At 46.6% G+C, this 12,460-nt stretch carries 8 protein-coding genes; all 8 read right to left on the bottom strand.

All coding sequences use genetic code 11. The features are described 5' to 3' along the window. Window positions 1-74: 74 nt before the first annotated feature. A complete protein-coding gene (locus NCI00_RS10850; RefSeq protein ID WP_253527374.1) occupies window positions 75-1,079 on the bottom strand; it encodes a glycosyltransferase family 2 protein in 1,005 nt (334 codons plus the stop codon). A 375-nt stretch (window positions 1,080-1,454) separates the two neighbouring features. Next, window positions 1,455-2,390 carry a YihY/virulence factor BrkB family protein gene (locus NCI00_RS10845; RefSeq protein WP_253527371.1) on the bottom strand — a complete coding sequence of 312 codons (936 nt, stop codon included), beginning with the start codon at window positions 2,388-2,390 and terminating at the stop codon, window positions 1,455-1,457. Window positions 2,391-2,556: 166 nt separating this feature from the next. Continuing rightward, a complete protein-coding gene (locus NCI00_RS10840) occupies window positions 2,557-4,839 on the bottom strand; it encodes a TonB-dependent receptor (RefSeq protein ID WP_253527368.1) in 2,283 nt (760 codons plus the stop codon). A 160-nt stretch (window positions 4,840-4,999) separates the two neighbouring features. Then, window positions 5,000-6,322, bottom strand: coding sequence for a tetratricopeptide repeat protein (locus NCI00_RS10835; protein ID WP_253527366.1), 1,323 nt, complete (start codon window positions 6,320-6,322; stop codon window positions 5,000-5,002). Between the two features lie 84 nt (window positions 6,323-6,406). Beyond that, window positions 6,407-8,443, bottom strand: a complete 2,037-nt coding sequence (locus NCI00_RS10830) for a DUF4331 family protein (RefSeq protein WP_253527364.1) — start codon at window positions 8,441-8,443, stop codon at window positions 6,407-6,409. Window positions 8,444-8,470: 27 nt separating this feature from the next. Next, window positions 8,471-10,225 (bottom strand): DUF4331 domain-containing protein, encoded by a 1,755-nt coding sequence (locus tag NCI00_RS10825; RefSeq protein ID WP_253527609.1) that lies wholly within the window; start codon window positions 10,223-10,225, stop codon window positions 8,471-8,473. Window positions 10,226-10,701: 476 nt separating this feature from the next. Beyond that, window positions 10,702-11,112 carry an acyl-CoA thioesterase gene (locus NCI00_RS10820; protein WP_166560545.1) on the bottom strand — a complete coding sequence of 137 codons (411 nt, stop codon included), beginning with the start codon at window positions 11,110-11,112 and terminating at the stop codon, window positions 10,702-10,704. A gap of 92 nt (window positions 11,113-11,204) precedes the next feature. Continuing rightward, window positions 11,205-12,248: an endolytic transglycosylase MltG gene (mltG, locus tag NCI00_RS10815; protein ID WP_253527362.1), complete on the bottom strand. Its 1,044-nt coding sequence runs from the start codon at window positions 12,246-12,248 to the stop codon at window positions 11,205-11,207. Window positions 12,249-12,460 lie beyond the last annotated feature (212 nt).

Here is a 12,460-nt window from a genome sequence, read left to right as displayed (position 1 = left end):
TTCATTAATTGGAAACTTCCTTCAACTATTTTACACGTTTGGGCCTATTTTCCTCCCTCTCCACTTTTAACTCACTACCGTTCCAGTTGTACAAATGGTACTCCCTGCTGCATCAGGGCGAGGTTGCGGTGATTGCGCCACTTGGCGTAGCGCTGGTATAACCAGTTGACGGGCAAATGTAGGCGGCAGAGAAACACCAAAAGGTCGGTTTTCCAGCCGGGGTCTTCGATGTAATTGAGCAATTTTCTAAATGCAAGGGCTTGTTCGGGGTCTTCGGCTACAAAACATTTCTTGATAAACTCCCGGATTCTATTGGCCAAAATATCGTATTCTTCTTGCGACCGGCTCAAATCGTAGGCCTTGTTGCACACCTCCCAACTCGACCGCAGCATCGGATTTCCGATGCGGTAAAATTGCGTCGCCAACGAATCGTCAAGTACCCGTTTGTACATCAGTACTTCGTCGATGTAGTGGTATTTGTAATCGTGGGCCGAACGGATAAAGAAATCAAAATCTTCGTAACTGAGGTTTTCGTCGTAGCCGCCCAGTTTCATCAGCACCGACTTGCGCATCATAATAGAAGGGGTACAAATAAAATAGCGTCGCAAGATTTCTTTGTAGATATCGCCCGTGGGCACTTGACCTTTGGCGTGCCCATTGGCGCGCAATGCATAATGATAGCCCAATTTTGCGCCCGAAGAATCAATATAGGCGGCATTTGAGAATACCACCGCGTAGTCTTTGGGGAGACTCTCAAAGGCTTTTACCTGCATTTCGATACGGTTGGGCGGCATCACATCATCGGCGGCCAAGTCAATGATGTACTTACCTGTTGCTTCACCAAGGCCTTGATTAAAAGCCCGGCATAGCCCTATGTTGTGGGTATTTCTGATAAAAACAATTTCAGGGTACTCATCTACTAGGCGTTGAATCACCCTCCTTGATTCATCAGTGCTGGCGTTATCAATCACAATCAACTGAATGGCAGAATACGTTTGTTGAATGACCGATAAGAGACTTTCCCGAACAAAAAGTTCATGATTGTAGCAGGTGCAAATAACGGTGACAATTGGATTCATATTCAATGGTTACAGTACGCTTAAAAATTTATAAACGGCGCGCTTTTGTATAGTAAATGTAAAATATTAGACTCTATCTCTAACCAAAGTAACCTGACTTTTTAGTAAACGGTAAACTAAAAAGCAATCAAAGGTAGGTTTCTGGGAGACGATTATTACATTTTTTGGTATACAAAAATTATAATAATACGCCTAACGCCATACATATCAATTAGTTATAAAATATCCCATAAAAATAGCCATACAAATCAAAATTACCTTACAATTTGGCACGGTTTTCTCTGCAATTTCATTGTGATTCGATATAGAAGTATATCTTTCATTATTTATGGGTTAGGGTAGTACATAAATGCCATCCCAATTTGCGGATGGCATTTATTTTTTTGTTTCGGTGCCTTTCCTGTCATGCTTGGCCCGCCAGATACTGGTATTGAGCTCAAATCCAAAAATCAACAGCAACGCTACGAGGTAAAACCAAATCATCATCGCGATGATGGTTCCGATAGAGCCATAGAGTTTGTTGTAACTACCAAAACGAGAGAGGTAAAAAGAGAATCCGTAGGTCACCAAAATAATCAACATTGAGGCAATGATTGCCCCTAAATTAAAGAAGCGCCACCCGTGACGTACTTTGGGGGCAAACCGGTAGATGATGGCTACCGCAACCGTAAAGGCGAAAAACATCACTAAATAGCGCAGAGCGTCCAATAAAAAGACGGTTAAATTATCACCAAACAAAATGGTTTGGTGCAACCAATCGACCAAAAACCCGCCCACAATAATCACCAAAACCGCCAAAAAAAGCACGGTCGATAGCAACACGGTCAGCAACAAGGCAATTCCTTTGGCCTTAAAAAAACCTCGGTTTTCCGAGGTATGGTCTACCATATTGAAGGCGGTCATGAGCGCCCCCATGCCGTTGGTAGCGGTGAGCAACGCAAACACAAAACCAAACGACAGGATGCCGCCCTGCTTCCGACTGATGATGTCATAAATGGTGGCCGCGGCAAATTCGTACAGCGATTTGGGCATGGCATCGTACATGAAGTTCATGATTTGAGACTCCATGTTGGCAATCGGGAAGTACGGAATCAACGTAAACAAAAACAGAATGGCAGGAAAAACCGCGAGCGTGAAGTTGTAAGCTACGGCGGTTGCACGTTGGTCGATGTCGTACAACAAAATTTTTTCAATCAACAACGTGCCAATATCCGCCAACGAGACGCCCTTGCTAAAGAACCGCTTTCGGTGCAAGAAAGCATAAGTTTTACGCAAATGTCGGTATTTGGAGTCGGACCAGTGTTGGAGCATTAAAGCGTTTTGATGATTTCAGAACCCAAAAATACTAAACTTGGCCCTAATAATTTCTTTAACCCAATGATTGCAAAAAATTAATTCAGCCACAGAAGGCCTTTACAATTACATAATCAACTGTTTATCAAATATTTATTTAACAACAAACCTCATTTAGTCAAACTTAAAAGAAAACCGTCAAACTCAAACGAGCGAAAAAGGGTGTTCCGGGCGTAAAGTGAATTTCTTCGACGGGTGCCGCTTCTCCCTGCAATCGGCTTTCGGTAGCAAACTGCGTTTCTTTCCAACGTGTATTAAACAGATTCTGAACCGACAGGCCAAGCGTATAATTTTTGCGACTATAATTGGCCTGCATATCCGTTACAAAATAGCCCTTGGCCACGATGGAATTGTCTTCGTTGGCAGGACGGTTGCCGATGTAACGATACCGCAACGACCCGCTGAAACCCGCATTATTTTGTACCGACAAGCCACCCATAGTCGTAAAAACAGGGGCCAAAGGCAGGTAGTTTTGGCCTTCCAATTCTCCAATTGCCCTTGGTTTGGTGGTATTTACGTCAATGTCAGCGTACAAGTGGTCGGTGATTTGATACCGCACCGACAAATCAATTCCCTGCCGACGCGTACGACCACCGGGTTCGACCACGCCCGCATCACCTACGTACACAAATTCCTGTTGCAACCACAGATACCACGCGGCAGCATTGATGAGTAACTTAGGAACAGGTTTGAAAATCGCGCCCAAATCGGAGCCGTAAGCAGGCGGCAAAATCTGCCGTCCTCCTTGCGGAACCACTACCCTAGTGTCGTTGGAATGAAAGCCTCGACCCGTGTTGAGATACAACTGAAAACGGTTATTGAAGGTGTAATAAAAATTCAACTTGGGCGAAAGAATCGCCGCCGAAGCCTGTTTGGTCGTCAGAGGCGCGGAAAGTAAATCTTCGTATTGATTACGAAAAAAATCAAGGCGCAGGCCCGCATTGATGGTAAACCGATTGGAAACCTGCACCAACTCATCAGCATACACCGAAGCGTTGAGTTCGTTGATGTTACCAAATTGAATCCTGTTGAGGGTTTCTGTTCGATTTTTGGTGTGCGAAAGTTCCGAATTTTTTGTAAAATCCTGTCGGTACTGCACGCCCAATGTGGTCGTCCATTGCGTGTTACCTACGTCATTTTGAGTAGAAAAACTGCCGTTATAACCCACTAAATTGCGCCGCTCTTTCTGACGGATTTGGTCGCCATTGATTGAATCTACCAGAAAAAAAGTAAAGTTGGAATACAACTCGAAGTTATAATTTCCGTAAAAAAGCTGATTCTTAATGGTATGGTTGCGCGGGGTTACGGTCACCAGTTGAACGTTTACGTTGGTTCGACTTGTTTCACCGCCTTCGGTGGGGTCAACGGATCCAAAAAAGCCGGTCAGCCCCGATTCAATGGCCCGGTCGGGAATCTGCCCCGAGTGGTTCCATTTACTCCAAAACGTCGACCCTGTAAGCGTGAGGTAGGTCGTTGGGGAAAGATGCCCGTGGTATTTCCCCATGATATTTAAGCGCTTAAAGTCCTGCGGATTGTCAAAATACGAATTAGAATAAGAATACTCCGATGCCAAATACGCCGATTGGTTTTTGTCACGATTTTTCCCAGATTTCAGACGATTTCCCAATAAATCCAGCCCTGCTACCGCCCGGTACGTGCCGAATTGGCCCGCTTCCAGTTTCACAAACGAGCGGTCAAGCGCATTGCGGGTGCGAAAATTCACCCAACCTGCGGTCGTAAAGTTGCCTTTTTCGGCATGATAAGGCCCTTTTTTAAAATCAACGCCCTGAATCAATTCGGGAATCACAAAATGCAAATCAGCGTATCCCTGCCCGTGGGCGTGAGAAACCATATTGACTGGCATTCCATCGACGGTGAGTTGAATATCGGTGCCATGGTCGATGTCAAACCCACGCAAAAAAATCTGTTCGGCTTTTCCACCGCCTGCATGTTGGCCAATAAACAAGCCCGGCACCATCCGTAAAATCTCCTGAGAGTTGACAATGGGGCGAATTTTAATGTCTAAGTTACTGATAAGCTGTTGGTCATGCGCCCGTTGCGCCGACACCACCACTTCTTTCAATTCGAGGGTGGAGTTGGCCATGAACGTTTTTAGGGAAGTGGTTTGGTCATCCAGCACAATCGCTTCCACTACCACCGTTTTCAAACCTACGTACGACAATTCGATTTTATAAGGGGCCGCTACCAATTCATCAAAACGGTATTGCCCCAGTTCGTTGGTGGTGGTGGTTTTTCCCAAGCCCGTCAATTGAACATTTACGCCCTTTAGGGGCAGGTTGGTGGTTTGTTCATATACCACACCCGAAATACTGCCAAGGTGCGCAAACGCCGAAAAACTAAACAAACAACTGATAATCAATAATATGCAATAAACAATTTGTTTCATAACCGAAAGAGAAAACTAAAATGGCACGAAATACGCAAAGAAATGAAAACCAACTCACCAGCAAGTGAGTTCACTTGTCCCATCAGAATACGTTCTAAAGCGGGAATCGTACCAAATACTATGCAAAAAAATAACAAGATTTAAGCCAACCAAGATAGCCTCAGAGCGTAAACTTCGGATTGGTTTTTTTGGCTTCTGCTATGAGTTTATTTCCGGGGCCAGCATTGCCGAGGGCAAGCTCAATGGCGCCCGCTTTTTGCAACAACTCAGGGTCTTTACTACCCGTACGCAACGCAACCTGTACGTGTTGCTGCGCTTTTTGAATATTATTTTGTTTGAAATACACCCACGCCAACGCGTGATTCACATCAATGTTTTTGGGGCGTTTTTTGTATTCTTTCATGCCATATTCCAACGCCAAATCAAACTGCCCCATTTGCGTATAAAGTTTGCAAAGCTCCAAATCAACGGCATGACCTGACTGCGCATCTTCATCCAACATCTCGACCACCTCGGCATATTTGGCATTTGCTTTTTCCTTGTCTCCTTGCAGCGCGTAGATTTCGGCCATTTCCTCATGAAAGGAAAATTCGGGCATAATGGCCGCCGCTTTGTCGAGCGTTGCGAGGGCTTTATCGTATTCTTTTCTGGCTTTATGAATGCGGGCCACTCCTCTCAAAGCAAAAGCATAACTCGGACGCAACGCCAAAATTTCGTTGTATTGTTGTTCGGCTTCTTTCAATTTGCCCGTTGTTTCGTACAATTGCGCCAAGGTGTTTTTACTCCAACAATACGGCTCTGAGCCGGGCAGTCCTGCGTCAACGGCCAATTTCATGGCTTCGATGGAGCTGGGATACTGACCATAAATCTCCCGCAGATAAGACGCTCGCGAGTACGATTCCAGCGAAGGCTTCATCTCCTGCATTTTATCCGACATCGCCACGGCTTCCTCATAGTTACCGAGTTCGACGTTGGCATCGACCAACACACCGTACACGTAGGCGTTGTTTGGATTGAGTTGGCGGGCTTTTTCGGCCAAATCGCGGGCTTCGGCAAATTGGTGCTGCGACATTTTTACGGAAGCCTTGAAAGTAGTCGCCTCAAAGTTTTTGTAATCCATCGCCAACACCCCGTCCAAGATGGTTAAAATCGCGGGATAATAATAGGGATGTTCGCCCGTAATCCGTGCCTCTGAAAGGTAAATCATGGCAATCTGGAGACGCGGTTTGACATCACTCGGGTCTTTTTTGATTTGTTTCTTCAGTTCTTCTACTTTTTCTTTGGTTCGTACCCATTCTTCGGCTTTGGCCAACTCTCCCCTACGTTCATACAGCGCGGGTATTTCCATCGTTGAGGTACTAGAAGCGGTGGTTTCAGCACCCGTTTTTCCTTTGTCGGTGCAACTCATTGGTAACAAGCCAACCATCAAAACTGGAAGGGAAAACAACAATGCTCGTTTTGGGATAACTATTACTTTTTTCATTTTTTTTAGAGGGGAGATAGCGGTTGTTATTAAAAAATTGGGAGGTCTGATTTTCAAACCATTACCGACCCCCCAAGTACTTCATTAGTTACGAATAATCTTCACCGTTTGGTGCTCACTCGCGGTAGACACCTGCAGGAAATATATCCCCGGTTGACGGCCGACACGGAACGTTTGGCGCTCAATCCGACCAGCTTTTCCGACTGATTGTTGTCCCATGACCTGACCTTGACTGTTGGTCAAGCCCATGCGCAGCGCCTGTCCGTCAACGCCTGAGATTTCTACCGAAACATCATCCGTCAACACGGGATTTCCCAAAACCTTGACCGACAACCCTTGTACTTTATCTTCCAACGGAGTGGTAGCGATACGGGCCGATGAAGTTGATGGGCCCGAGTAGCTGTTGCCCCGGAAACCTCGCCAAGGATTTTGTTCGTACGGAAACCAAGGTTTCAGGATGGTATCATTTTTAGTAACACCCGCATTAAACGACAGCACACTCACCAGATTTGGCGTTACGGGGCTGGCTGTTTCGCCGGGTTTAAAATCGTCGTACCACAAACCGATGGCCGCCAACACAACGCCACCCACGGCCTGAAGCTCGATGGTGGTTACATCATCTTCTAAACGGCGACCGTTAGGAAAACCGTCCATGTTGGGAATAAACTGCAAAGCCGTCGAGCCGTTGTACATTGGGTCAGTAAGACCCAAAACAGCGGCTTGCACCAAGCCCAAAGAACTAAATTTAGGATCGGTACGGGGCGTGGCAGGCACGGCCATGTTGAGACGCAGCCAATCGCCGAAAGTAGGCAAGAAGTTGTGAATAAACGGTTTACCTGCCGCCAAAGGATTCCCTGCTTTGCCCGTCGCCAATTGGTATGGCGGCAAATTTGGCACACCCGTGTAAAAAATAGGCAGAATGTCAACCGCGCGTGGGCTTTTATTATCTGGCAATAACACACTTCCAAAAGCCGCTTCTGACAACGCCGTACCGTTGAGGGCAGGGTTGCCTTTCAAACCAAAAAGACCGGGCTTGCCATTCCGAAAATCGAAAGCTCCCAATGATTTTGATTGAATCCGCAAAGGAGCCAAGCCTGGAACTGCCGCCCCAAACTGAGAATCATCCATGTAAAGTGCCAGCTCAGGATTGGTAAAATACTGCGCAAACTGCAAATCTTCGCTTGGCTTAGCGGCATTCCATTTATCTTTCATCCCCAACGGAATCACGGCTTCGTTGGTCAATGGCATTCCCAACCTTGACACCTGAACGTAGTTGCCATCAAAGCCTACATCTCCACCCGAATAAAGCGTTTTTATCATCTGACGGCTCGCCGAGGCATACACTCCGATGACGTAATCAGGGTCAAGAATATTGGATGCCTGCGCCACCGTTTTTTTGCTTTTCTGCAAGGTCGCAACGGGCACTTCAATCACGATAGAATGGCAGTTAAATTTAGCTACACCGTCTTTTCCGCTGTTTGGGCGCATGTTTCCAAGGTCAAAAATCCCGCCCAAATCCACAAAGAATGGGTCATCTACCGGTCCGCAGAAAATCTTTTCGCCAGTGGTAGCCGTAGCCACAGCCTTATTGACCAAATCGTCGTAAGACTCCGCGCCCAAACCCACCGTTTTGTTCTCAATCGAACGGGGTCCGATGTTTGGTGGCGGCACCGTGCCTTTCATCACAATGGTGCTGAAAGACCTACCGCCGTCCATGCTGCGCTCACACTTGTAGGTAGTTTTCAGGTTTTCCTTGCCCAACCGAATCAAGAAGAAAGTAGTAGGGTCTTCGTTGACACGCTCAAACGTAAAGCGATAAATAATGTCGGATCCTGGCGTAGCGGCATTGTTGTCTACGTGAACTTCGTAGCGGATGCGCTCGCCAAAAGAATACCAGTTAGGTCCACCCGCAGGATGCTGAAAAGGGATATAATTGGCAATAAGCACCACATTTTCGGCATTGTTCGGACTTTTAAAGGCGTACAAGTCCGTATTATCCGCCAGTGGGTCGTTTGAAATCAGCGGTGCTTCGCGGTGCGAAGAACCAAACGATTGGGAGGTCTGCAGGCAAATCACGGCCAGTACCCCCACCACAGCTATAAGGTTTTTTATGTTTTTCATCTTTTTCAGTGTTGTGAATGGTGAAGGTTAGAATCTTGCTTTTTCGGGATAATCAAATCCTCGCCAAGGGTTCTGAACGAAGGGAAACATCGGCTTTAGCTCAATGTCATTTTTGGTGGGGCCCGCGTTGAATCCCAGCACGTTAACAAGTTTAGGCGTCACGGGGCTGGTCGTTACACCCGGCTGAAAATCGTCGTACCACAAGCCAACGGCGGCCAGTACTACTCCACTTACGGCCTGCAATTCAATCGTGGTTACATCATCTTCCAAGCGGCGGCCGTTGGGGAAACCATCCATATTTGGAATGAATTGTAAAGCCGTGGAAGCGTTGTAATCAGGGTCGGTTAAACCCAAAACGGCCGCTTGTACCAAGCCCAAAGAGCTGAATTTGGGGTGGTTGCGTGGGGTGGCAGGAACCGCCATGTTGAGCCGCAACATATCTCCCAAAGTAGGCAAGAAGTTGTGAATAAATGGCTTACCTGCCGCCAAAGGATTACCGCTCTTGCCCGTGGCCAGTTGATAGGGCGCTAAGTTAGGAACACCAGTGTAGAATATTGGCAGTAAATCAACCGCGCGGGGGCTTTGATTATCGGGCAATAATATCCCGCCAAAGGCAGCTTCCGAAAGCGCCGTTCCATTCAATGCCTGATTTCCTTTCAGCACAAACAAGCCCGGCTTGCCATTCCGAAAATCAAAGGAACCCAACGATTTTTCCTGAATACGAAGCGCATTCAGCGAAGGTACCGCTTTGCCAAACTGAGAATCATCCATGTAGAGTGCCAACTCAGGATTGGTAAAATACTTGGCAAATTGCAAATCTTCGCCGTTGTAAGGAGTGGCCGCATTCCATTTATCTTTCAAACCCACCGGAATCACGGCTTCGTTGGTCAGCGGCATTCCGAGGCGCGAGACTTGCACGTATTTTCCATCGTAACCCACATCAGCCCCTTGGTAGAGTGTTTGAATCATTTGGCGACTCGCCGACGCCCACACCCCAATGACGTAATCAGGATCCAGAATATTGGCAGCTTGCATCACACTTTTACCATCTTTTTGCAGCAAATTCACCGGAATTTTGAGAGCAATCGTGTGAACGTTAAAACGATTCAAGCCATCCACCGTTGGGTTGGTGGTGTTTCCTTCGGGGCGGAAATTTCCGACGTCAAAAGCACCCGCCAAATCCACAAAGAAAGGGTCATCTACGGGGCCACAGAAAACCTTCTCACCCGAATTGGCTGTGGCAATTGATTGCTGAACGAGGGCATCGTATGAAGTCCCCAATCCAACCGTTGCGTTTTCGATGGAGCGCGGTCCAATGTTGTTTGGCGGTACGATTCCGTTGGAAATAATGGTTACGAATGTTCGGCCACCGTCGGTACTTTTTTCACATTTGTAAGTGGTTTTGAGATTTTGTTTTCCCAAACGGATGTTGAAAAAAGTTGTTGGGTCTTCATTCACACTCGAAAATGTAAAGCGGTAGGTAATGTCATCACCGGCGGTAGTGGCTTTGTTCTTTATGTGAATCTCATAACGGACATTCGTGCCAAAATTATAGTAATTGGGCCCGCCTTCTGGCGACTCAAACGGGATGTAATTGGCAATGATGGTAATGGAATTGGGGTCATCGGGGCTCTTGAAGGCATAGACGTCGGTGTTGTCGGCCAGAGGGTCCTGGGAAATCAGTGGAGCCTCCCGGTGGCTGGAAGCATAACTGCCGACAGACAACAGCAGTGCGCAACAAAGTAATCCAAACCCGCGTTGGACACGAAGCAAAGGAAACATTCGCATGATGTTAATGTGTTAGATTGTGAGAAAAATGGGTATTAGAAAAACCTTTGAAAAGGGCAATAAAAGGACTCCCGTTGCTGAGAAGCGTATCTCAAAACGGTTACGTTACTAAACTTTAAGAAAGTGGTGAGGCTTTAAACAGGGTAACTGCAGCATTCCTGCCAAAGACAAAAGGTTAAACCTTAGTGGGTCAACCCGAAGACGAAACCCGGATACGCAGGGCAATTGAGGTACTCTTTTCCTTCATACGTTTCCATTTTGTTTGTACAAATCCAATAATTTGCTGTCATTTATTCATACATACGTGCCAGAAGCGGAAATAGATTTTAGGTAAAGATTAATTAATACAGCAAACCAAAAAAAAATCAGTTTGGGATAAAAATACCCATCAAAAAAAGAAAAACCCCGAATGAAACATGGCTCATTCGGGGTACTGAAAAACGCAATTATGTCTACTCAAATCGTCTGTTTTACGTAAAATAGGGCTTCAATTTCTCCAACAAAAAACTCGGTGCCCGCGTTGGTCGATTGGTTTCGCGATTCAGGAAAACCAGCGTGGTTTCGCCCGTATTGAGTACCGCTCCCGTCTGATTCCGAATTTCGTACCGAAATACCACCCGCGCGGCGGGCAATTCTGGAATGGTCACTTTGATGGTTAACTCATCGTCGTAGCGGGCAGGCTGCAAATAGCGTGAATAGTTTTCGTAGACGGGCATCATCGTTCCTGCTTCCTCCATGTCGCGGTACGAAAATCCAATGCTGCGCAGGGCTTCTACCCGCCCGATTTCATAAAACCGCCCGTAATTGCCGTAATACACATACCCCATTTGGTCAGTATCGGCGTATCTTACTCTTATTCCTTTGTATTCGTAAGTAAACATAAATCAGAAGTGAGGAGGCAGAAGTGAGAAGTTTGGAGTGAGAAGCGATGAGTGTTTTTTTATTCTCACTACTGGCTACTCACTCCTCGCTCCTACTTTATATTCATTTTATTGAGCGCTTCTTGGTACTTGCGGGCGTTGAGGAGGTGGTCGTCGTAGGTGACGGCAAAATCGTGGTAGCCCATTAGTTTTCCTTCGGGGTCAATTTTCACGCAGAAATAGAGATAGTTGTGCTCCTCCGCGTTCAGCACGGCATCAATCGCCACCGTACTCGGCACGTTGATAGGCCCGGGAGGCAACCCTAAGACGCGGTAAGTATTATAAGGAGAATTTAATGCCGAAAGGCGGCCCGTAACGCGTTTGATGGAAAAGTCACGCCACGCAAAAATCACCGTTGGGTCAGCTTGCAGCGGCATACTTTGGCGAATCCGGTTTAGGTACACCCCCGCAATACGCGGCATCTCATCATTCCGATTGGTTTCGGCATCCACAATCGACGCCAAAACCGACACCTCTGCCTTGGTATATCCCAAAGCCTTGGCTTTTTCGAGGCGGGCGGGCGTCCAAAACTTTTGGTATTCGTCGTGCATTCTTCCCAAAAACTTATCTACGGGAGTGGTCCAGAAAATCTCGTAAGTATTGGGCAAAAACATACTTGATACATTGGTGGTATCAAATCCAAATTTTTGGCATACTGCGGGGTCGTTCAGCAGTTTGCCGAGCGCCTCGGGGCCAAATTCAAACTTACTCCCCACCCGCTGAATCAAATCTTCTTTGAGACGAATATTATTGAAGGTCAATCTGACGGCATCCTGCGCCCCGTTTCTTAGCTTTTTGATGGCTTCCAAATTTCCCATATCCCGCCGCAGCACGTACCGCCCCGGCTTGATGCGCTCGGGCAGCTTGAGCAACTTGGCCATAAACCGAAACGAAATTTCGTCGTTGACCACCTCATTTTTTTTGAGGGTATCCAGCACCGATTGGTAGGTAGCCCCCGTCGGAATCAACAGTGCAAAATCCTTGTCTTTACTCACCTGAAAGTTAGGCGTTTGGGCCATTTGCCAGAAGTAAAAAGTAAACGTAGTAAACACTACTGCTACCGTAATAAATATCCCTATCTTTAAATTACGCGACATGAAATGATGATGTTTGACATTTATTTTTTGGAATTGGACTTCAAGCAGCACATTGCTACAAGTTCGGTCGTCTGCTGCTAAAAATCAGTGCAAAAGTACACGTTAGGTTTGGTTTTCAGTGCAGGCATTGGAAGTTTCCCTTTGTTTATTGCTTTATTGAGCACAAAAAAAGGTTCAAACGCCAAGTTGGCTAATATCCTAAAATGCCCTTT

This window comes from Runella salmonicolor, assembly GCF_024158025.1.
GTDB classification, from domain to species: domain Bacteria; phylum Bacteroidota; class Bacteroidia; order Cytophagales; family Spirosomataceae; genus Runella; species Runella salmonicolor.
This window is presented reverse-complemented; position numbering and strand designations above follow the sequence as displayed.

Bases quoted from the DNA above. Each gene is read 5' to 3' on its own strand.
- NCI00_RS10845 (WP_253527371.1), bottom strand. From the start codon at position 2,390: ATGCTCCAACACTGGTCCGACTCCAAATACCGACATTTGCGTAAAACT.
- mltG (WP_253527362.1), bottom strand. From the start codon at position 12,248: ATGTCGCGTAATTTAAAGATAGGGATATTTATTACGGTAGCAGTAGTG.
- NCI00_RS10830 (WP_253527364.1), bottom strand. From the start codon at position 8,443: ATGAAAAACATAAAAAACCTTATAGCTGTGGTGGGGGTACTGGCCGTG.
- NCI00_RS10825 (WP_253527609.1), bottom strand. From the start codon at position 10,225: ATGTTTCCTTTGCTTCGTGTCCAACGCGGGTTTGGATTACTTTGTTGC.
- NCI00_RS10850 (WP_253527374.1), bottom strand. From the start codon at position 1,079: ATGAATCCAATTGTCACCGTTATTTGCACCTGCTACAATCATGAACTT.
- NCI00_RS10840 (WP_253527368.1), bottom strand. From the start codon at position 4,839: ATGAAACAAATTGTTTATTGCATATTATTGATTATCAGTTGTTTGTTT.
- NCI00_RS10835 (WP_253527366.1), bottom strand. From the start codon at position 6,322: ATGAAAAAAGTAATAGTTATCCCAAAACGAGCATTGTTGTTTTCCCTT.
- NCI00_RS10820 (WP_166560545.1), bottom strand. From the start codon at position 11,112: ATGTTTACTTACGAATACAAAGGAATAAGAGTAAGATACGCCGATACT.